17 protein-coding genes and 1 tRNA gene are annotated in these 18,698 nt (G+C 65.6%); 8 read left to right on the top strand and 10 right to left on the bottom strand.

The genetic code is table 11. The features are described from left to right. Positions 1–42 precede the first annotated feature (42 nt). Together AC2FAN_RS06010 and AC2FAN_RS06005 are read right to left on the bottom strand one after the other, a co-directional pair. Positions 43–1,674 carry an ABC transporter substrate-binding protein gene (locus tag AC2FAN_RS06010; RefSeq protein WP_485173081.1) on the bottom strand — a complete coding sequence of 544 codons (1,632 nt, stop codon included), beginning with the start codon at positions 1,672–1,674 and terminating at the stop codon, positions 43–45. Positions 1,675–1,697: 23 nt separating this feature from the next. Then, positions 1,698–2,702 (bottom strand): MsnO8 family LLM class oxidoreductase, encoded by a 1,005-nt coding sequence (locus AC2FAN_RS06005; RefSeq protein WP_265051773.1) that lies wholly within the window; start codon positions 2,700–2,702, stop codon positions 1,698–1,700. A gap of 116 nt (positions 2,703–2,818) precedes the next feature. Between AC2FAN_RS06005 and AC2FAN_RS06000 the strand changes: the two genes are divergently transcribed. Genes AC2FAN_RS06000 through AC2FAN_RS05990 form a run of 3 tightly spaced genes read left to right on the top strand, consistent with a single transcriptional unit; the run spans position 2,819 to position 5,773 of the window. After that, the gene (locus AC2FAN_RS06000; RefSeq protein ID WP_476807453.1) at positions 2,819–3,445 is read left to right on the top strand and encodes a GNAT family N-acetyltransferase; all 627 of its coding nucleotides are present in this window, start codon (positions 2,819–2,821) and stop codon (positions 3,443–3,445) included. Positions 3,446–3,463: 18 nt separating this feature from the next. Beyond that, complete coding sequence (locus AC2FAN_RS05995) at positions 3,464–4,465, top strand: LLM class flavin-dependent oxidoreductase (RefSeq protein WP_265051775.1); 1,002 nt, start codon at positions 3,464–3,466, stop codon at positions 4,463–4,465. 15 nt (positions 4,466–4,480) lie between these two features. After that, positions 4,481–5,773 carry an LLM class flavin-dependent oxidoreductase gene (locus AC2FAN_RS05990; RefSeq protein WP_485173080.1) on the top strand — a complete coding sequence of 431 codons (1,293 nt, stop codon included), beginning with the start codon at positions 4,481–4,483 and terminating at the stop codon, positions 5,771–5,773. Between the two features lie 27 nt (positions 5,774–5,800). Here the strand turns inward: AC2FAN_RS05990 and AC2FAN_RS05985 are convergent, their stop codons facing one another. The 8 genes from AC2FAN_RS05985 to AC2FAN_RS05950 all read right to left on the bottom strand — a co-directional run bounded on the left by AC2FAN_RS05985 (position 5,801) and on the right by AC2FAN_RS05950 (position 12,560). Then, complete coding sequence (locus AC2FAN_RS05985; protein ID WP_476807455.1) at positions 5,801–6,907, bottom strand: LLM class flavin-dependent oxidoreductase; 1,107 nt, start codon at positions 6,905–6,907, stop codon at positions 5,801–5,803. Positions 6,908–7,315: 408 nt separating this feature from the next. Then, entirely contained in the window at positions 7,316–8,038 is a 723-nt protein-coding gene (locus tag AC2FAN_RS05980; protein ID WP_485173079.1) for a cytochrome c3 family protein, read from the bottom strand. 12 nt (positions 8,039–8,050) lie between these two features. Continuing rightward, a complete protein-coding gene (locus AC2FAN_RS05975) occupies positions 8,051–8,554 on the bottom strand; it encodes a nitrate reductase cytochrome c-type subunit (protein ID WP_485173078.1) in 504 nt (167 codons plus the stop codon). Beyond that, positions 8,527–11,022 carry a periplasmic nitrate reductase subunit alpha gene (gene napA, locus AC2FAN_RS05970; RefSeq protein WP_485173077.1) on the bottom strand — a complete coding sequence of 832 codons (2,496 nt, stop codon included), beginning with the start codon at positions 11,020–11,022 and terminating at the stop codon, positions 8,527–8,529. The genes AC2FAN_RS05975 and napA overlap by 28 nt, the downstream gene beginning before the upstream one ends. Beyond that, positions 11,019–11,306, bottom strand: a complete 288-nt coding sequence (locus tag AC2FAN_RS05965; protein WP_485173076.1) for a chaperone NapD — start codon at positions 11,304–11,306, stop codon at positions 11,019–11,021. Before AC2FAN_RS05965 ends, napA begins: the two co-directional genes overlap by 4 nt. Continuing rightward, complete coding sequence (napF, locus tag AC2FAN_RS05960) at positions 11,299–11,808, bottom strand: ferredoxin-type protein NapF (RefSeq protein ID WP_485173075.1); 510 nt, start codon at positions 11,806–11,808, stop codon at positions 11,299–11,301. The genes AC2FAN_RS05965 and napF overlap by 8 nt, the downstream gene beginning before the upstream one ends. A 10-nt stretch (positions 11,809–11,818) precedes the next feature. Then, positions 11,819–12,013 carry a periplasmic nitrate reductase, NapE protein gene (gene napE, locus AC2FAN_RS05955; RefSeq protein WP_265051782.1) on the bottom strand — a complete coding sequence of 65 codons (195 nt, stop codon included), beginning with the start codon at positions 12,011–12,013 and terminating at the stop codon, positions 11,819–11,821. Positions 12,014–12,470: 457 nt separating this feature from the next. Beyond that, positions 12,471–12,560 (bottom strand) — tRNA-Ser (locus AC2FAN_RS05950). 187 nt (positions 12,561–12,747) lie between these two features. Here AC2FAN_RS05950 and AC2FAN_RS05945 point away from each other — a divergent pair. The 5 genes from AC2FAN_RS05945 to olsB all read left to right on the top strand — a co-directional run bounded on the left by AC2FAN_RS05945 (position 12,748) and on the right by olsB (position 18,698). Further along, the gene (locus tag AC2FAN_RS05945) at positions 12,748–13,068 is read left to right on the top strand and encodes a hypothetical protein (protein ID WP_485173074.1); all 321 of its coding nucleotides are present in this window, start codon (positions 12,748–12,750) and stop codon (positions 13,066–13,068) included. Between the two features lie 83 nt (positions 13,069–13,151). After that, positions 13,152–13,808 (top strand): peptide-methionine (S)-S-oxide reductase MsrA, encoded by a 657-nt coding sequence (gene msrA / locus AC2FAN_RS05940; RefSeq protein WP_265051799.1) that lies wholly within the window; start codon positions 13,152–13,154, stop codon positions 13,806–13,808. Between the two features lie 102 nt (positions 13,809–13,910). Next, complete coding sequence (locus AC2FAN_RS05935; protein ID WP_265051800.1) at positions 13,911–15,464, top strand: YifB family Mg chelatase-like AAA ATPase; 1,554 nt, start codon at positions 13,911–13,913, stop codon at positions 15,462–15,464. A gap of 91 nt (positions 15,465–15,555) precedes the next feature. Next, positions 15,556–17,643, top strand: a complete 2,088-nt coding sequence (locus AC2FAN_RS05930; RefSeq protein ID WP_485173073.1) for an ATP-binding protein — start codon at positions 15,556–15,558, stop codon at positions 17,641–17,643. Between the two features lie 182 nt (positions 17,644–17,825). Continuing rightward, positions 17,826–18,698, top strand: a complete 873-nt coding sequence (gene olsB / locus AC2FAN_RS05925) for a l-ornithine N(alpha)-acyltransferase (protein ID WP_476807328.1) — start codon at positions 17,826–17,828, stop codon at positions 18,696–18,698.

Below are 18,698 nucleotides of genomic sequence, written 5' to 3'. Positions count from 1 at the left end.
CCGTATCGATCGGCAGCGAGCGCGGGTTTCGGCGATGCGGGCTCAGCCCTGCAGCCAGATGTCGTAGGCGTTCTCTGGAAGGCGCTTGAACGGGCGGAAACCCACGCCCTTGACCCGCGCGGAAGCCGCGATCTGATCGTCGGGCACATAGAGCGGCAGGCCGTAAGCCTGCTCCAGCAGGGCGAAACGCTGGAGGCGAGCGTAGATTTCGAAGCGCTTCTTCGCGTCGAGCGTCGAGGCCGCCTCGTCAAGCCATGCCGATATCTCGGGGGCTTCGGTGCGGCTGTAGTTGATCGAGCCGCCCTTATCGCGGGGCAGGTAGTGGAAATAGATCGTGAGGCCGTTTTCCTGCGTCGTGGTCGAGTTCGGGATGATGCCGTACTGGCCGTCGTTCTGCCGGGTCGTGTAGGTGCCGGCGTCCACATAGCGCAGCACCAGGTCGAACCCGGCATTCTGCCGCGCCTGGGCCTGCACGGCCTGAAGCAGGATGTCGCGCTGGTCGCGCAAGGTGGCCTGCGACTGGACGATCTCGATCGTCAGGCGCTTGCCGTTCTTCGTGCGGAAGCCCTCCGCATCGCGGCTGTTCCAGCCGGCCTCGTCGAGCAGCTGGTTCGCGCGCTTCGGGTCGAAGCCATAGCTGCCTTCGATGCTGCGGTCGTAGAAATCGGTGTCGGCCGGGGTGAGGATGCCCCAGGCGCGCTGGCGTTCGCCGCGATAGACGGAGCGGATGACCCGCTCGACATCGACGGCGGCGAGGACGGCCTGCCGGACGCGGACATCCTCGCTCGGTCCCTGGGCCACGTTCAGGTAGAGCGTGTAGGGCGTGCCGGTATTGAGCGCGCTTTGATACGTGAATTCGGGATTGTCCTTGAACAGCCCGGCGTCGTTGCCGGATATGCCCTCGATCACGTCGACCTGGCCCGAGGTCAGCGCGCCGGTCCGCACTGCGGCTTCGGGCAGGAACCGGTAGGTGACGCTGTCGAGATAGGCGGGCCCCTGATGCCCGGCATTGGCCGGCGCCCAGTTATAGGCGGGGTTCCTGACGAAACGGATCTCCTGGCCCTTCACATAGCGCTCGATCCTGAAGGGGCCTGTTCCGGCGATCTCCGACCCGCCGGCCTTGAGCTGCGCCGAAGCAAATGATTTCGGCGACAGGATCTCGATCCCCGCCGCGCCGTCGAGGAAGGGGGCGTAGACCCGGCTGAGCTTCAGGACGAGCGTGCGGGCGTCGACGGCGATGGCCTCGGAGACATGCGAGACATGGCCGGCGCTGATGCTGCCCGAATAGGTCGGTTCCTTCAGCTTGGCGAAGTTCAGGGCGACGGCGGCGGCATTCAGCTTCTCGCCATCGTGGAACGTCACGTCGTCCCTGAGCGTGAAGGTGTAGGTCCTGCCATCTTCCGAGATGGCGTAGTCCTTCGCCAACCAGGGCACGTAGCCGCCATCGGGCGTGCGGGCGAGCAGCGTCTCATAGGCGTTGCGCAGGACGAGCTTGGCCTTCGCCTGGCCGTTGAGATGGGGGTTGAGGGTGCTGGGCTCGGTCTCCACCCCCCAGGTCAGGGAGCCGCCCCTGACCGGCGCTCCCTTTGTCTGCGCGCTGGCCTGGCGCAGGCCGGTGGCCGCCGACAGGGCCGCCGCGCCCGCCCCGCCCAGAAGCGTTCTTCTCGTGACCATGGCGTCGTTCCTTTTTTGCAGCGTCAGGCGGCGAGGGAGGCTTGGGCCGCGGCCGCCAGCAGTTCGATCGTCTTCAGGCGCCAGGCGCCTTCGGTGACGGGGCAATCGACGATGAACTCGTCGATGCCGAAAGCCCGGTGCAAACGCTGCAACCCGGCATGGACCTGCGCCGGCGCGCCGCGCAGGAGGAGCGAGCTGCGCTCCTCGATGCGGTATTGCCGAGAGCCCGTTTGCCGGACGTATTCGAGGGCCTGCTCCCGGCTGGTGACGTTGACGCCCTGGCCGTTCTCTATGTCGACGCGGAAGCGGCGCGTGTCGGGCGCCAGACTCTGGGCCAGATCATCCGTTTCGGCCGTGACGACACCTACGGCCAGCAACACCGAGGTGCCGCCGGCATCGCGATAGGCCGCAACGGCTTCGCCGATGGCGGCTTCGTCGCCGTGGATATGGCCGGGATAGACGAAGCTCCAGCCGAGACGGGCCGCGAGCCTCGCGCTTTCGCTGCTCGCACCGAGCAGAAAGCGTTCCGCAGGCTGCGCCGGCGCCGGAAAGGCGGCGAGCTGGTTGCCGGCATCGCTGCCGTCATGATGTTCGCGAAGGAAGCGGTCGAGCTCGGTGAGCTGCGCTTCGAAACCGGGCTTGCGGGCGGGGTCGTAGGCGCCCTGCAAGGCGTGGGTCGAGAGCGGCATGCCGCCGGGCGCCTTGCCGATGCCGATGTCGACGCGGCCGGGCGCCAGCGCGGCCAGGAGGTTGAAGTTCTCGGCCACCTTGTAGGCGCTGTAGTGCTGGAGCATCACGCCGCCGGAGCCGATCCTGATGCGGTTGGTATGCGCCAGCAGAAAGCTGATCAGCACCTCCGGAGACGAGCTCGCCAGCTTCGCAGAGTTGTGATGCTCGGCCACCCAGAAGCGGGCGAAACCCAGCTCCTCCGCCGTTTTTGCCAGCAGAAGCGTCCGCGAAAGCGCTTCGCCGGCGGCCTCCTTCGCCTGCAGGGGACTCTTGTCGAGGAAGCTCAGTTTGTAGGGCATCCGTGCTCGCCGGCGGCATTGACAGTCGGTAATGTTCGAATAGTCTATAGAATTAATAGATTGATTGATCAAGCGGCGTCGGACCTGGGCTCGCTGCGGTGACTTCGGAGAATGCTATGGCTGACCTGTTCGTGCGGTCGTCACCCCTGGACCCCGCCGCGGAGGCGCTTCTGGAGGGGCTCGTTGCGGAGTATGACGGGCGATATGGCCCGGCGAGCCGACCCGGTGGCGCCCGCTCCGAGATATTGCGCTACCCGCCAGAAGCTTTCGCGCCCCCGTTCGGCAACTTTCTGCTTTTGCAGCGCGATGGCGAAACGATCGCGGGCGGGGCGTTCATGAGCCATGACGACGAGACGGCGGAGTTCAAGCGCATATGGACGCGCCCGGACCTTCGGCGCCAAGGGCTCGCTCGGCGGATTGTGCTGGCGCTCGAGGAGAGTGCCGGGGAGCTCGGCTATACCCGGGCCTACCTGACCACCGGCTTCCGGCAGCCCGAAGCGTCAGCGTTGTACATCGCCCTCGGCTATCGGCCGCTCTTCGACACGGCCGTGGATCCGACGCTCTACCGCTCCTTGCCCTTCGAGAAGCATATCGGCGCAAAGGCGGGACAGGTCGGCACCTATCCGATCTATGCGCCCGCTGCATCCCTGGAAGAAGCGACGAAGCGGGTCGCAGCGATCAAGGCCGAGCAAGAGGCGAAGGTGTCCTACCGGCTCGCGACCTATCGGGCTTCGGCGGCTTAAGCAGATCGGAATGTGACGATGACGCAGAAACCTCCCTTGTTGCTCGGTCTCGGATTGGATGCCGGCGCCCATCGCGAAGCAGACCGGCCCGACTGGCGCGAGTTCTGGAACGACCTCATCGCGCGGCTCGATGGGGTCGCGGAATTCCTGACTTTGGAAGATGGCTTTGCCCGTCCCGGCGACGACGGTCTCGACGCGCTCCTTCTGGCCAATTGGCTTGCGCCCCGAAGCCGCGAGATCGGCATCATTGCGGGAGCGCCGATAAACTTCGTCGAGCCTTTCCACGTCTCGACGGCGATCGCCACGCTGGACTATGTGAGCGACGGCAGGGCCGGGCTTCTGGCCCAGCGCTTCGACGAGAAGCGCAGCCTCGAGGCCAGCAGCGCGATCGGCACGCTGAAGGGCTTTCCAACTGTCGACCAGTCGTCGCTGGACCGCGACGCGCTGGACGCCGTGGATGTCGTCAGGCGGCTCTGGGACAGCTGGGAGGTCGACGCGGTCATTCGCGACACGGAAAGCCAGCGCTTCGTCGATGGCGCGAAGCTCCACTACATCGACTTCCAAAGCGCCGAGTTCCGCGTGCTCGGCCCGTCGATCACGCCGAGGCCGCCCCAGGGCCAGCCTGTCGTCGCGGTAAGCTGGACGGCGGAAACGGATCCGGCCTTCGCGCGCGCCGCCGACGTGGTCTTCGTGTCGGCCAAGGGCGATTTTGCCGAAACGGTCGCGAAGCTTCGCAACAGCGATGCGGTGAAGGGACCTGTCGTCATCGCCGATATAGGGATCGGTCCAGATCGGAGCGCCGCCGAGGATCTGGTCGCCGCCGCCGCGATCGCAAGCTCGAGCGGAGCCCAAGGTGTCCGCCTCGTTCTGTCCCATCCCCACTCGCAGATTGAGCGTGTCATCGGCACGCTGGTGCCAGCTCTTCGCGCGGCAAAACTCGTCGCGCCACCCGTGGGCGGACATCTGCGCAGCCGCTTCGGCCTGCCGGCTGCTCGCAATCGCTACGCCGCGGCGGCTTGAGCTCGGAGGAATGCCATGACCAAGAAACAGATCATCCTTGGAGCGCAGTTCCCAGGGGTCAACAACTTCACGGTGTGGAGCGATCCGGCTGCCGGCAGCCAGATCGAATTCTCGTCCTTCCGGCACTTCGCCGAGACGGTCGAGCGCGGCAAGTTCGACTTCATTTTCCTGGCTGAAGGGCTGCGGGTCCGGGAGCAGAAGGGGCGCTTCCATGAGCTGGATGTCGTAGGCCGCCCAAATACGCTGGCTATCCTCACGGCGTTGGCCTCGATCACCGATCATGTCGGGTTGATCGGGACGCTGACGACGACATTCAACGAGCCTTATCCGCTCGCACGCCAGCTCGCGACGCTCGATATCCTGTCGGGGGGACGCGCCGGCTGGAATGTCGTGACTTCGCCCGGCGCCTTCACAGGGGCGAACTTCCGTCGCGGCGATCATCTGCCGTTTCGCGAGCGCTACGAGCGTGCGCGGGACTTCCTCGAAACCGCGCGATCGATCTGGCGAGGCGGCGACTTCTATGCCCGCTCGCCTTACTTCGATATCGCGGGGCGCACCGGCCCAGCTCCGTTGCCGCAAGGCGCTCCGGTCATCGCTCAGGCCGGCGACTCCGATGAGGGCAGGGAGCTCGCTGCGGGGCATGCCGACCTCATCTATTCGCGCCACGGCACGCTTGAGGAGGGCAAGGCCTTCTATGCGGATGTGAAGCAAAGGCTCGCCAAACATGGCCGCAGCCGCGAGGCACTGAAGATATTGCCGGGCGCCAACTTCGTTCTGGGCGACACGCTGGAAGACGCTCTGGAAAAGCAGAAAGCCATACGGCTGCAGCAGGTGAGCCCGAAGAACGCAATCGTCTTCCTCGAGCAGGTCTGGAATCGCGATCTCTCGACCTATGATCCGGATGGCCCACTACCCGAGGTGGACCCCGACGTGGCGATCGAGCAGCTCTCGCAGGGGCGCGCGGCGCGCTACGACAATCGACTTGAGACCGCGCGCGCCTGGCGCGAGCTGGCCGAGCGGGACAAGCTCAGCATACGCGAACTCATCATCAAGGTGACCGCACGCAAGCAATTCGTCGGGACGCCTGCGCAGGTTGCCGAGGAAATCGATCGCTATGTCCAGGAAGATGCCGCGGACGGCTTCGTGTTCGCGCCCCATCTCACGCCCGGCGGCTTCGACGAATTCGTCGAGACGGTCATTCCGATCCTGCAGAAGCGCAAGGTCTTTCGACGGGACTACGCCACTTCCACACTCCGCGGAAACCTCGCTCTTCCCGAGGCATGGCAGCCGGTCGCCAAGGCGGTGTAGCCGGCGCCCCGTTGCTCCCGGCGCCGCTCAGTGCGGCGCCGGAAGTGCCTGCGATCGCGGTTGCTCATCGCGAAGAAGCGGCAATAGCTGCAAGCCCTGGCGTTCGATCTCGGCGAGATACGGCGTGTCGGACAGAATGAACTTGGTGATCCCGAGATCGCGATACTTCTTCAATGATCCGGCAACGTCCGCGGCCGAGCCGACGAGCCAAGTCGTCCCCGCGCCGCCGCCGCCGAATTTGCCGGGAGCGGTATAGAGGTTGTCGTCCAGCACCTCGCCCCGTTCGGCAAGTTCGAGCAGCCGTCGCTGGCCGACGGCGACGAAGTTCTGGTGGTCGTGCCAGCCTGCGCCATTCTTCTTTGCCATAGCCGCGACCTTGGCCTCCGCATCGGCCCAGGCCTGCTCCGTCGTGTCGCGGACCAGCGTCGTGATGCGCAATCCGAACTCCAGCGGGGCAAGCTCTCGGCCGAGCTGGTCGCCCAGCGAGTTGAGGCGCTCGATCCGCTGGGCGATCTCGGCGAGCGGCTCGCCCCAGAACAGCTGGACATCGGCCTCGGTCGCCGCGACGTGCTCGGCCGCTTCCGACGCGCCGCCGAAATAGAGCTGGGGGTGCGCCCTGCCTTTGCTAGGCTGGAATCGGGGTTCGACGGTTGAGTTCGAGACCGAAAAATACTGTCCGCGAAAACTGACGCCTTCCTCGGTCCAGAGCTTGCGCACCAGCTGCATGAACTCCTTGGTCCGGGCGTAGCGCTGTGTCTGGTCGCCTTCCTCGTCTCCATATGCGGCGAGGTCGTCCTGACCCGAGACGATATTGATCCGCACGCGACCACCACTCAGATGGTCCAGCGTCGCGGCGGCCGAGGCCAGATTGGCAGGTCGCCAATAGCCCGGGCGGATCGCGATCAGCGGTTCGAATGTTTTCGTTCGCGCAGCCAGGGCGGTCGCCACAGAAAAGGTATCGGGCCGTCCCCAGCCGGTGCCGATCAGGGCCCCTTTCCATCCGAACCGCTCCAGCGCCAAGGCATGGCTGGTGAGGGCTTCGAGGCTGTTATGGTCAAGGGTGGTGGTGTCGCCTCGGTGACCGGGCTTAACATCGTTTGGAATGTACCAAAGAAATTCTTGGGCTTTTGTCATCGGTTCGGACTGTCAATTCAACCGCGCGCGAATATGGACGTGCGAGACGCATTATATTTAGCAAGCAATGGAATTTGGGGCCGAAAGAACACGGAATTCGTAGATCTATTGCTATTGTCGGCCGGTCAGGGAGATGGTTCTTCTCAGCGTCGATTTCAGCGCAGCCGAGGAAGAACTGGCCATCCGCAGCAATCATCGCCGGCCCGGCACTCTGCAACCGCTACAGTCGGCTTCCGGGTGAGGGGCTCCGATCTTTGCTCCCGCATCGACCGGCTCGGTGTTGGCCAGCATTGGTTCGCGCCGTGAAACTGGACGATCTTGGAAGAAGCGCAGTGGCGTTGATCGAGCCGCGGTCGGGGGGCGTCACCTGTTTCCGCATCAAGCGGTGCTCAAACTCCCGCCGGCACCTTATTCGCCCTGGCGCGTCTCGATTTCCGCCAGATAGTTCCGCACAGCCCGCTCTGGCCCATGCCAGAGGGCGCTGCCCTTGCCCTGCAACTCCGGGGCGTCCTTCCATCCCGGCTCGATGCCGGTCATGTCCGGCAGGAGATGGGCGATGCCTTTGTGGCAATCGATGCAGGTCTTTTCTTTCGGTATCAGGTAGCGGCTATGGATTTCGGCCGCGCGGCGGGTTTGCTTGGTGAAGTCCATCGCCACGGAAGAATGACAATTGCGGCATTCCAGGGAGTCGTTTGCTTTCAGCCGCGCCCATTCATGCTTGGCGAGCTCGAGCCGGTGGTCGAGGAATTTCTGCCGCGTCGAGATCGTCCCGAAGATCTTGCCCCAGACTTCTTTGGAGGCCTGCATCTTGCGGGCGATCTTGGCGGTCCATTCGTGCGGGACATGGCAGTCGGGACACGTCGCGCGCACGCCCGAGCGGTTGGAAAAATGCACCGTCGACTGCAGCTCCTGGTAAACGTTGTCATGCATCTCGTGACATGACGTGCAGAATTTCTCGGTGTTGGTGATCTCCAGCGCGGTGTTGAAGCCGCCCCAGAAGATCACTCCGCAGATGAAGCCTCCGAGTGTGAGAAACCCAAGGCTGAGATAGGCGCTCGGCCGGCTGACGATGTGCCAAAAGCGCAGGACGAAGCCCCACAGCCGCAGGATGAAGGATTTGATCCTGGCCATCGTCTCGCCCCGCTATGGCTTTCGGCCAATGTCTTTGGCGTCCTGAAACTGGTTCTGGACCAGCGGCGGGACGTCGGTCTGCTGAACGTGGCAGGCGGTGCAGAAATAGCGCCGCGGCGTCACGTCGGAGAGCACTTGCCCATCCCGGTCCTGGAAATGGGTGATGCTGATCATCGGCGCGCCCGAGCCTTCCGTGAACTCGCGCTTGTGGCAGTCCATGCAGCGGTTGGTGTTGACCGTGAGCTGGTAGCCATCGATGGCGTGCGGGATCACCGGCGGTTGCTCCGGATAGTTCCGCATGCGCTTGACGTCGTCGACGATCGGCCGGCCGAGAGCGGGCACCCGGTCGAGCGCCATCGGATCGGAGGTGCCGGTCAGGCGTGGGACGATCTTCACTGGCGCGCCCTCCTGCGAGAGCGCGGCACCGAAAGCGAGAACGAGGCACGCCGCCATGGCGGCCCCAACGACGGCCCGCGAGCGCATCACGCTCAGACCGCGAGGATCTTGACCGCGCATTTCTTGAAATCCGTCTGCTTGGAGATGGGGTCAGTGGCGTCGAGCGTCGTCTTGTTGATGAGCTGGCTTGCGTCGAACCAGGGCACGAAGACCACGCCTGGCGGCATGCGGTTGCGTCCCCGCGTCTCGACGCGGGTGCGCATCTCGCCCCGGCGAGAGATCACCCGGATCTCGGCACCCTGGTTGAGCCCGCGCTTGCGGGCGTCCTCGGGGTGCATGAAGCATCGCGCACCCGGGAAGGCTTTGTAGAGCTCCGGCACGCGCATGGTCATCGAGCCCGAATGCCAGTGTTCCAGCACGCGGCCGGTGACGAGCCAGAAATCGTACTCGCCATCGGGCGATTCCGCCGGCGGCTCGTAGGGGACCGCGATGATCCGGGCCTTGCCGTCCTTGTTGCCGTAGAACTCGACGCCCTTGCCCGGTTTCACATAGGGGTCGAGCCCCTCGCGATAGCGCCAGAGCGTCTCCTTGCCGTCGACCACCGGCCAGCGCAGCCCCCTGACCTGATGATAGAGATCATAAGGACCGAGGTCGTGGCCATGACCTCGGCCAAACGTCGCATACTCCTCGAACAATCCCTTCTGGACATAGAAACCGAAGTTCTTGGCTTCGAAATTGTCGTATTCCGCGTCGATTTCGCTCGCTGCGAACTGGTCGACCTGGCCGTTGCGATACAGCACGTCGAACAGCGTCTTGCCCTTATAGTTCGGATTGGCGTCGAGGATCTCCGCCGGCCAGACTTCGTCGGTGGTGAAGCGCTTCGAGAACTCCATGAGCTGCCAGAGGTCGGAGCGCGCCTCGCCTGGCGCCTGGACGAGTTGGTGCCAGACATGGGTGCGCCGCTCGGCATTGCCGTAGGCGCCTTCCTTCTCGACCCACATCGCCGCGGGCAGAATGAGATCGGCAGCCATTGCCGTCACTGTCGGATAGGCATCCGAGACGACGATGAAGTTCTCCGGATTGCGGTAGCCGGGATAGGCTTCGTTGGCGTTGTTCGGTGAGGCCTGAAGGTTGTTGTTGACCTGAATCCAGTAGAAATTCAGCTTTCCGTCCTTGAGCATCCGGTCCTGCTCGACGGCATGGTAGCCGGGCTTCTCCGGGATGATGCCGTGCGGAATGCGCCAGATCTCCTCGGCATGCTTGCGGTGCTCGGGATTGGTCACGACCATGTCCGCCGGCAGGCGATGCGCGAAGGTGCCGACCTCGCGCGCCGTGCCGCAGGCCGAGGGCTGGCCGGTGAGCGAGAAGGGGCTGTTGCCCGGCTCCGAGATCTTTCCGGTCAGCAGATGCAGGTTGTAGACGAGCTGGTTCGCCCAGACCCCGCGCACATGCTGGTTGAAGCCCATCGTCCAGAACGAGGTGACCTTGCGCTTGGGGTCGGCATAGAGCTCGGCAAGCTGCTGAAGGAAGCCGGGTTCGACCCCGGTCAGGGACGAGACCTTCTCCAGCGTGTAGTCCTTCACGAAGGCGGCATAGGCCTCGAAATCGATGGGCGTCGTGGCGCCGACATCGGCCGCCTTCTTCGCCTTGACCTCGCGCGGATCGTCCGGCCGGAGGCCATAGCCGATCTCGGTCGCGCCCTTCACGAAGGTCGTATGCTTGTCAACGAAGTCCTTGTTCACCCGGCCGGTCGAGATGATGTGGTGGGCGATGTAGTTCAGGATCGCCAGGTCGGTGCCCGGCTTGAAGACGATCGGGATGTCGGCGAGATCGGAGCTCCGGTGGGTATAGGTCGAGAGCACCGCGACCTTCACATGCGGCTGGCCGAGGCGGCGATCCGTCACCCGCGTCCATAGAATCGGGTGCATCTCCGCCATGTTGGAGCCCCAGAGCACGAAGGCGTCGGCATGCTCGAAATCGTCGTAGCAGCCCATCGGCTCGTCCATGCCGAAGGTGCGCATGAAGGCGTAGGCGGCCGATGCCATGCAGTGGCGGGCGTTGGGGTCGAGATTGTTGGAGCGGAAGCCGGCCCGCATCAGCTTGGTCGCGGCATAGCCCTCGAAGATCGTCCACTGGCCGGAGCCGAACATGCCGAGCGCGGTCGGGCCCTTGGCCTTGAGCGTCTCCTTGGCCTTGGCGGCCATGGTGTCGAGGGCCTCTCCCCATGAGACCGGGGTGAACTCGCCGTCTTTGGCGTAGACGCCGTTCCTCTTGCGCAGCAGCGGCTGGGTCAGCCGGTCGCTGCCGTACATGATCTTGGAGAGGAAATAGCCCTTGATGCAGTTCAGGCCGCGGTTGACGTCGGCCTTCATGTCGCCGTGCGTGGCGATGACACGCCCTTCCTTGACGCCGACCATCACCCCGCAGCCCGTGCCGCAAAAGCGGCAGGGCGCCTTCGACCATTTGATCTGCAGGCTGTCGACGCCGCCGGTCACCGGCTGGGCCTCGGCGGGAACGCTCATATTGGCGGCGAGCGCGGCAACGCCGGCTGCATGCGCCTTCAGCATCTCGCGACGGGACAGGGTCATGGGTCTACTCCAATGTCGTCGAGGCTTTCGAGGTCTTCGATCTGCTCGAACACCATGTTGGCCGACAGCACCCCGTCGATCAGGCTGATGGCAGCCAGGCGGTCGCCGATCACGCCGGTGCTCGATCCCTCCAGCACGATCACGATTTTGCCGTTCTCGACTCGGTGCACCTCGGTCTCCGGCAGCTCGCGGATGCTGGCGAGCACGGCATCGACGCGCGCCGGCAGGGCCGAGACCACGGCGCTCGATATGTGATGGAAGCGGCGGCCCGACTCTTCAGCCATCTGCTGCCTCCAGGCTGCGGGGTGATACGGCGACGGCCTGCGCCGGGCAGACCGCGATACAGGCGCCGCAACCGCTGCAGCGATCTGCCGCCAGCTCCGGCAACGCAGGCCCGCCGAGCTGCGGGCGGAAGCGGATCGCCGCCTCAGGGCAGACATCGCCGCAGCTCTGGCAGACGATGCCGCGGCCGGCGAAGCATTGCGGGCCGATCACGGCCAGATGCTCAAAAGCGGGGATGGCACGGTCGAACACCGGCTCGGGGCAGGCATCGGCACAGGCGCCGCAGAAGCTGCACTCGCTCCCGGTGAAGTCGATGGCGGCCCGGCCGGCCTCGTCGAGCGCGATGATGTGCTGCGGGCAAGCAGGAACACAGGCTCCGCAACCGGTGCAGGCCGCCGCGATCGACGCCGTACGGGACCAAGGCGGGCGCACCTTGTCGGGCAATGAGAGGCGCCGGCCTGTCAGGAAGTTGCGGCGTCCGCGATCGATGGCAGCCCGTTCCATTGGCCCGTCCTCAATGCGGCGGGCCAGGTGGGCCGAGAATGATTTGGAACATCCACACCAGGAACCCGTAGCCGCCGACCACTCCCACCGCGATGATCGGCCAGATCAGCACCGCCAAGGTCAGGAAAGCCAGGAATTCGGCTCGCCTCGTGGGCTCTTCTGTGGTGGTCGCTGGGCCGCTCGCCCGCGCAGACTCGGTCGCCATCTCCGGTCCTTTCGCGTTCGGGCGTTCATAAATCGCGCCGTCGCCAGATTAGAGATCGAAAAAAGAGAATATGGATTTGGCGGAGCTTGTCTACACAGTTTTGGCATTCGGAATGCACGCGCATCGCTAGGTTTGATTTAGCGCAAATGCTTCAGGAAATGGGCTGAACCCGAAGTCGGATGTAGTGCGCCCGACTTTCCGCCGGAGTTCGTGCTGATGCCAGAATGACAAGCCGACTGACGTCGTCTGCGGGTCGCATGGCTTTCGCCGGCCAGAGTTTGAATGCGCGTTTCCGGATTCGGTCTCGATGCCCGCTAATGGCGCAACCGGGACTTTGAAGTGCGCGCAATTGCACGCGCGAGCGCACCGGTTTCACCAGATCGCAGTCGCGGAGGCATGCAGATATTGCTGCCTCATTTGCAAATGTAATTAAATCAATGATTTGCTTGGATATTGCTGGCGGACAGGGCGGGATTCGAACCCGCGATACGGTTTCCCGTATACACACTTTCCAGGCGTGCGCCTTCAACCACTCGGCCACCTGTCCGGCGCGCTGCTTATGACCGCCGCGTCATCATCTTTCAAGGCCCGAGATGCTGCGTTTTGCACAATCTCGGTAAATCTTCGGCGCTCGGTTGCGCTGCCGGGCCTGGATGGGCACATCTGGACGCAGGGCGCGGTGACCGGTTGAGTTCATGCCGGCGCGAGTGTTGAACTGCGACGAGGAGTGGACGGTGCGGTTTCTTCTACGGCTGGTGGGGTATCTCTGCATCGCTGCCGGCTTCGTCGTGCTGGTGATCGACGGGGCCCGTTCGATCGCGAACTCCGCCCTGCGGTTCACGGCCGTCAGCGAGACGCTGACCGCGGTCATCCACGAGCGCTATGCGCTGATCCAGCCGGCCATCGAGCGCAACATCCACCCCTTGCTCTGGGATCCGATGCTGCTCTCCGTGATGCGGGCGCCGACCGCGCTTGCCGCGCTTCTCCTCGGATTTGCGCTGCTGTGGCTGGGGCGGCAGCCGGAGCCACAGATCGGCATCGTCACGCGTCGGTGAAGGCTTCGGTTCGTGCAAGCCCCTGTGCGAATGGCTGCGGGAGGCTTACATAGGCGCCGAGGCTCGAATGGACGGAGCAACCCATGTTCTCTTTGCGCAAGAAGACCGAGATTCCCACCGCTGCCGAGGCGCTGCCCGGCCGGCCTACGGCCATCCCCACCGCGGAAACCCATTTCGTCAATGGACGCGCGCTGGCGGGCCCCTATCCGGAGGGCACCCGCAAGGCGGTCTTCGGGCTCGGCTGCTTCTGGGGTGCCGAGCGCAAGTTCTGGCAGAGCGGCGAGGGCATCTGGGTCACGGCCGTGGGCTATGCCGGCGGTTCCACGCCGAATCCGACCTATGAGGAGGCCTGTAGCGGCCTGACCGGCCATACCGAGGTCGTTCTGGTCGTCTACGACCCGGAAAAAATCTCCTACGAGGATCTCCTGAAGATATTCTGGGAGAATCACGATCCGACCCAGGGCATGCGCCAGGGTGGCGATATCGGCACCCAGTACCGCTCCGCGATCTACACCTATGGCGACGAGCAGAAGGCCGCTGCCGAGCAGTCGCGCGATGCCTACCAGGCATCGCTCAAGGCGGGCGGCTACGGCCCGATCACGACCGAGATACGCGAGGCGCCGACGTTCTACTTCGCCGAAGACTATCACCAGCAATATCTCGCCAAGAACCCGGCCGGCTATTGCGGGCTGGGCGGCACGGGCGTCGCCTGCCAGATCGGGGTCGGCGTCGAGGCCTGACCAAGGGGAGGGCAAAGGCAGTCCTCCTCTGGTTCTTGGTATGTTCTTGCGTTGTCGTTGAAGCTCGGCTAGCGTTCCCATGGGGAACGGGGCTGGGCCGAAATGGTGACGCGGGTCGCGACGGTGGCGTTTGAGGGCATCGAGGCGCGCGCCGTCGATGTTCAGGTGCAGGTTTCGCCCGGCGGTGTCGCCTTCATCCTGGTCGGGCTACCCGACAAGGCGGTGGCCGAAAGCCGCGAGCGGGTTCGCGCCGCGCTCATCGCCTCCGGTCTTGCCCTGCCGGCCAAGCGCATCACCGTCAATCTGGCGCCGGCCGACCTGCCCAAGGAAGGCAGCCATTACGATCTGCCGATCGCGCTCGCCGTGATGGCGGCGATCGGCGCCATCCCACCCGACGCGCTCGCCGGCTATACCGTGCTGGGGGAGCTCGCGCTCGACGGCTCGATCACGCCGGTGGCGGGCGTCCTGCCTGCGGCGATCGCGGCCTATTCCAGGGGGCAGGGGTTGATCTGCCCCTTCGCCTCCGGCCCGGAAGCGGCCTGGGCAGCAGCCGATATCGACATCCTCGCGCCGCGCTCGCTGATCCAGCTCGCCAACCATTTCAAGGGCACGCAGGTGATGGCGCGGCCGGAACCTGCCGTCGCCCGCCAGGGCGGCCTCCTGCCCGATCTCGCCGATATCAAGGGACAGGAGAGTGCTCGCCGCGCGCTGGAGATCGCGGCGGCGGGCGGACATAACCTCGTGATGAACGGTCCTCCCGGCGCCGGTAAATCGATGCTGGCGAGCCGGCTGCCCTCGATCCTGCCGCCGCTTTCGCCGCGCGAGCTGCTCGAGGTCTCGATGGTGCTCTCGGTTGCCGGCCATCTCGCCGAGGGAGCGCTCACCGATCGCCGCCCCTTTCGGGCGCCGCACCATTCGGCCTCGATGGCGGCGCTCGTCGGCGGCGGTCTGCATGCCAGGCCCGGAGAGGTGTCGCTGGCGCATCATGGCGTGCTCTTCCTCGACGAATTGCCGGAGTTCCAGCCCCAGGTTCTGGACGCGCTGCGCCAGCCGATGGAGACCGGCGATGTCCTGATCTCCCGCGCCAACCATCGCGCCTCCTATCCTGCGCGCTTCCAGCTGGTGGCGGCGATGAATCCGTGCCGCTGCGGCAAGGCGACGGAGCCCGGCTTCGCCTGCCGGCGCCAGCCGAACGAGCGCTGCATGGCACAGTATCAGGCCAGGCTGTCCGGCCCGCTGCTCGACCGGATCGACCTCGCGATCGACCTCCCCGCCGTCACGGCCGCCGATCTCATCCTGCCTGCGACCGGGGAGGATTCGGCCACGGTGGCGGCAAGGGTCGCGGCGGCGCGCCGGCTCCAGGTCGCGCGCTTCGAGGCGCTGGGCCTGGCCCAGCGCGGCCTTGGTCATGTCACCACCAACGCGGCCTGCCCCGTGCCGGTGTTGGAGGAGATCGCGCGGCCCGACAATGCCGGCCTCGCCTTGCTGCGCGATGCGGCCGAGGCGATGCGCCTGACGGCGCGGGCCTATCACCGTGTTCTCAAGGTCGCCCGCACGCTTGCCGATCTCGATGGCGAGGCCAAGGTCGGGCGCCTGCATCTGGCGGAGGCGCTGTCCTATCGCTCGCGTGGGGAGCAGCTCGTTCAGGCGGCTTGATCGGTTGGGTTAATCGACGCCTAAGGCGGACAAGCGAATCTAAGCCGTTCCCGGGCGCATTTTTCAAGGGAAGGCCGCTAGATCGAAGAGCATGGCTTCTTCGCTCTGGTCATGGCTCATCCTCGGAGGTGCGGCGCTCGCTTTATGCGCGCTGGTCGCGCGGCTTTTGTTGCAGCGCGGGCGGCTGCGCTGGCAGGTCGCCGGTTTGGTTCGCGATACCGAGGATCTCAACGACCGGCTCTGGAGCCTCGCCGATAGCGAGGAGCGCTACCGCAGCCTGATCGAGGCACAGGGCGATCTCATCGTCAGACGCGATGGCGCCCGCATCGTCTATGCCAACCGCGCCTATGCGGTGTTGTTCGGTGCGAGCGAGACCGATCTCGTCGGCAGCAAGATGCAGCTGCCGCAGCTCGCCAACCGGCCGGTGCAGTTGCTGGACGGCGGCGCGCGCAGCTTCGACGAATGCCTCGCGACCTATGAGGGCGAACGCTGGATCTCCTGGATCGAGACGGTGGTTCCGGGAGGCGACGGTCGCACGCTCATCCAGCGTGTAGGCCGCGATATCTCGGCCCGGATCGCAAGCGAGGACGCGATCGTCGAGGCGCACGCCCGGGCAGAGGCGGCGAGCGAGGCGAAATCGCGCTTCCTCGCCACCGTCAGCCATGAATTCCGCACGCCGCTCAATGGCATTCTCGGCATGGCCGATCTCCTCTCGGATACCGGCCCGGATCCCGAGCAGGCGACTTATATCGAGGCGCTGCGGACGTCCGGCGAGGCCTTGCTCGCTTTGGTCGACGATATCCTCGATTTCGCCAAGGTCGAGGCTGGCAAGCTCGAGCTGGTCGAGGAGCCCTTCGAAGTCGTCCAGCTGGTCGAGACGGTGGCGGAACTCATGGCCCCGCGCGCGCAGGCAAAGGGCATCGAGCTCGCCGCCCATATTGCACCCGACCTGCCGACGCGCCTCGTTGGCGACCGCGACCGCCTGCGCCAGATTCTGCTCAACCTGGTCGGCAATGCGGTGAAGTTCACGGAAGCGGGTGGCGTCGGCCTGAGTCTTCGGCAAGTGGGCGAAGGCATCGAGATCGTCGTCGCCGATACCGGGCCCGGCATTCCCGCCGACCGGCTCGACGCCATCTTCGGCGAGTTCGAGCAGCTGGAGCATGGTTCCGGCATAAGGCAGTCGGGAACCGGCCTCGGCCTTGCCATCGTCAGGCGCCTCGTCGGCCTGATGGCGGGCGAGGTCAGGGCCGAAAGCCGGCTGGGCGAGGGGGCGGTCTTCCGCCTCACGCTCCCGCTTGCGGTCGCCGCGGACGCTGCGCGTCCCGTCATCCCGTACTGGCCGCATCAGCACGTCCTGCTGGTCTCGCCCGCTCCCTTTGCTGTGCGTTTCCTGGCGGAAACGATCCGGGCGACAGGGGCCGTGGTCTCGATCGCCACGACTTTCGAGGCTGCGCGCGTGAAGCTGATCGGCGAGACGCCGCCGACGGCCGTGCTGATCGACCATGCGCTCGGAGATGCGCCAGCGAAGGATCTCGCGGCGGCCGTTCAGGCAGCGGGAATTCGCGATTGCCTGATTCTGCTGTCGCCCCTCGAACGGCGGCAGTTCGGGGCGCCGCAGGCGGCAGGTTTCTCGGGCTTCCTGATCAAGCCCGTGCGCGCTCGCTCGCTCTATGAACGGCTTGGAGCCGGCTTTCCGCACGCTTTGCCGGCGCGGGCCGAGGCCGCGAGCGCTCACCCAGCCGCGAGTCGGCTGCCCGGAGCCGGGCTCACCGTGCTCGTTGCCGAGGACAATGAGATCAACGCGCTGCTCGTGGTCAGGACGCTCGAGCGCTTCGGCTGCACCGCTTTCTGGGCTCGCGACGGGCGCGAGGCGCTGCAGCGCGTCGAGGCGAGCTTCGCCGGGACGGCTCCGGCCCTCGCTCTCGCCCTGCTCGACGTGCGCATGCCGGTCATGACCGGGCTCGATTGCGCCCGCGCGATTCGAGCGCTCGAACGCCGGCTTGGCCGCACCGGTGCGTTGCCGCTCGTCGCGGTGACCGCCAATGTCGCCGATGCCGACCGGGAGGCCACCTTGGCCGCGGGCATGGACGATTGCCTCGCCAAGCCGCTGGAGCGCGCCGCCCTGCTGCGCTGGCTGGAAAGATTGTCCCAGCCCTTGGCCGGTAGCCTCTCGGCTTGATATCCGTCATCGCTTCGACGCAGTTTTGTCGCGAAGTTGTAAGATGCTCGGAGCAAGCCTACCTCAAGGCCGAACGCGGCTGAGGGACGAGATGCGCGATGGCACTGCACGTTTCTGAGAGCAAGAACGCGCTGCCTTCACGGTTGTCAGCCGGCAATCGGTTCTCGCGATTCGCTCCGCTGATGCTGATCACCGGCGGAAAGAGGCGCCGCTTCGGCGGAGAGCCGGGCGAGGCGCCGCCGCTTTCGGGTACGCTCGGCCGGCTCGGCTCGCTCGAAGTGCGCCTGGCGCGCGGCCCCCGCGAGATCTGGCGGGCGCAGCGCCTGCGCTACCGTGTCTTCTATCAGGAAATGTCGGCCAAGCCCGATGTCGTCTCGCGCATGTTCCGCCGCGACGCCGATCGCTTCGACAAGGCCTGCGACCATCTCCTCGTCATCGACCACGCCGCGCGCGGGCGCTTCGGCGGCATCAAGCCCAAAGTCGTCGGCACCTACAGGCTGATGCGCCAGAGCGCGGCCGAGCGGCTTGGCGGATTCTACACCCAGGGCGAGTTCGATCTCGCGCCGATGCTGGCGCGCCATCCGGGCCAGCGTTTCCTCGAACTCGGCCGCTCCTGCGTGCTGAAGCCCTACCGTACCAAGCGGACGGTGGAGCTGCTCTGGTCCGGTATCTGGGCCTATCTCCAGCATCATCGCATCGATGCGATGTTCGGCTGCGCCTCCTTCGATGGCACCGACCCGGAGGCGCTGGCGTTGCCGCTGAGCTTCCTGCACCATCAGGCCCGCTCGGAAGGCGACTGGGCTGCGATCGCGCGCGCCGAGCACTATGTCGGCATGGACCGCCTGTCACCGGAGATGATCGACGCCAAGCTCGCGCTCAAGCAGCTTCCGCCGCTGATCAAGGGCTATCTCCGGATTGGCGCGCGCTTCGGCACCGGCGCGGTCATCGACCGCCAGTTCGGGACCACCGACGTGCTCGTCGTGCTGCCGGTTTCCGCGATCGACAAGCGCTATGCCGAGTACTATGGCGGCGAGACTTCGCGTCACGCCGCCTGA

This window comes from Allobosea sp. RIT-PG3_2 (genome assembly GCF_057321085.1).
Note: the sequence above shows the minus strand (reverse complement) of the source record. Positions and strands in the feature narration are given on the sequence as shown.

What these genes read in the sequence shown, in the direction of transcription:
- AC2FAN_RS05980 (WP_485173079.1), bottom strand. Translation starts at nt 8,038, where the DNA reads ATGGCCAGGATCAAATCCTTCATCCTGCGGCTGTGGGGCTTCGTCCTG.
- msrA (WP_265051799.1), top strand. Translation starts at nt 13,152, where the DNA reads ATGTTCTCTTTGCGCAAGAAGACCGAGATTCCCACCGCTGCCGAGGCG.
- AC2FAN_RS05930 (WP_485173073.1), top strand. Translation starts at nt 15,556, where the DNA reads ATGGCTTCTTCGCTCTGGTCATGGCTCATCCTCGGAGGTGCGGCGCTC.
- olsB (WP_476807328.1), top strand. Translation starts at nt 17,826, where the DNA reads ATGCTGATCACCGGCGGAAAGAGGCGCCGCTTCGGCGGAGAGCCGGGC.
- AC2FAN_RS05995 (WP_265051775.1), top strand. Translation starts at nt 3,464, where the DNA reads ATGACGCAGAAACCTCCCTTGTTGCTCGGTCTCGGATTGGATGCCGGC.
- AC2FAN_RS06005 (WP_265051773.1), bottom strand. Translation starts at nt 2,702, where the DNA reads ATGCCCTACAAACTGAGCTTCCTCGACAAGAGTCCCCTGCAGGCGAAG.
- AC2FAN_RS05965 (WP_485173076.1), bottom strand. Translation starts at nt 11,306, where the DNA reads ATGGCTGAAGAGTCGGGCCGCCGCTTCCATCACATATCGAGCGCCGTG.
- AC2FAN_RS05990 (WP_485173080.1), top strand. Translation starts at nt 4,481, where the DNA reads ATGACCAAGAAACAGATCATCCTTGGAGCGCAGTTCCCAGGGGTCAAC.
- napA (WP_485173077.1), bottom strand. Translation starts at nt 11,022, where the DNA reads ATGACCCTGTCCCGTCGCGAGATGCTGAAGGCGCATGCAGCCGGCGTT.
- napF (WP_485173075.1), bottom strand. Translation starts at nt 11,808, where the DNA reads ATGGAACGGGCTGCCATCGATCGCGGACGCCGCAACTTCCTGACAGGC.
- AC2FAN_RS05935 (WP_265051800.1), top strand. Translation starts at nt 13,911, where the DNA reads ATGGTGACGCGGGTCGCGACGGTGGCGTTTGAGGGCATCGAGGCGCGC.
- AC2FAN_RS05985 (WP_476807455.1), bottom strand. Translation starts at nt 6,907, where the DNA reads ATGACAAAAGCCCAAGAATTTCTTTGGTACATTCCAAACGATGTTAAG.
- AC2FAN_RS05975 (WP_485173078.1), bottom strand. Translation starts at nt 8,554, where the DNA reads ATGCGCGGTCAAGATCCTCGCGGTCTGAGCGTGATGCGCTCGCGGGCC.
- napE (WP_265051782.1), bottom strand. Translation starts at nt 12,013, where the DNA reads ATGGCGACCGAGTCTGCGCGGGCGAGCGGCCCAGCGACCACCACAGAA.
- AC2FAN_RS06010 (WP_485173081.1), bottom strand. Translation starts at nt 1,674, where the DNA reads ATGGTCACGAGAAGAACGCTTCTGGGCGGGGCGGGCGCGGCGGCCCTG.
- AC2FAN_RS06000 (WP_476807453.1), top strand. Translation starts at nt 2,819, where the DNA reads ATGGCTGACCTGTTCGTGCGGTCGTCACCCCTGGACCCCGCCGCGGAG.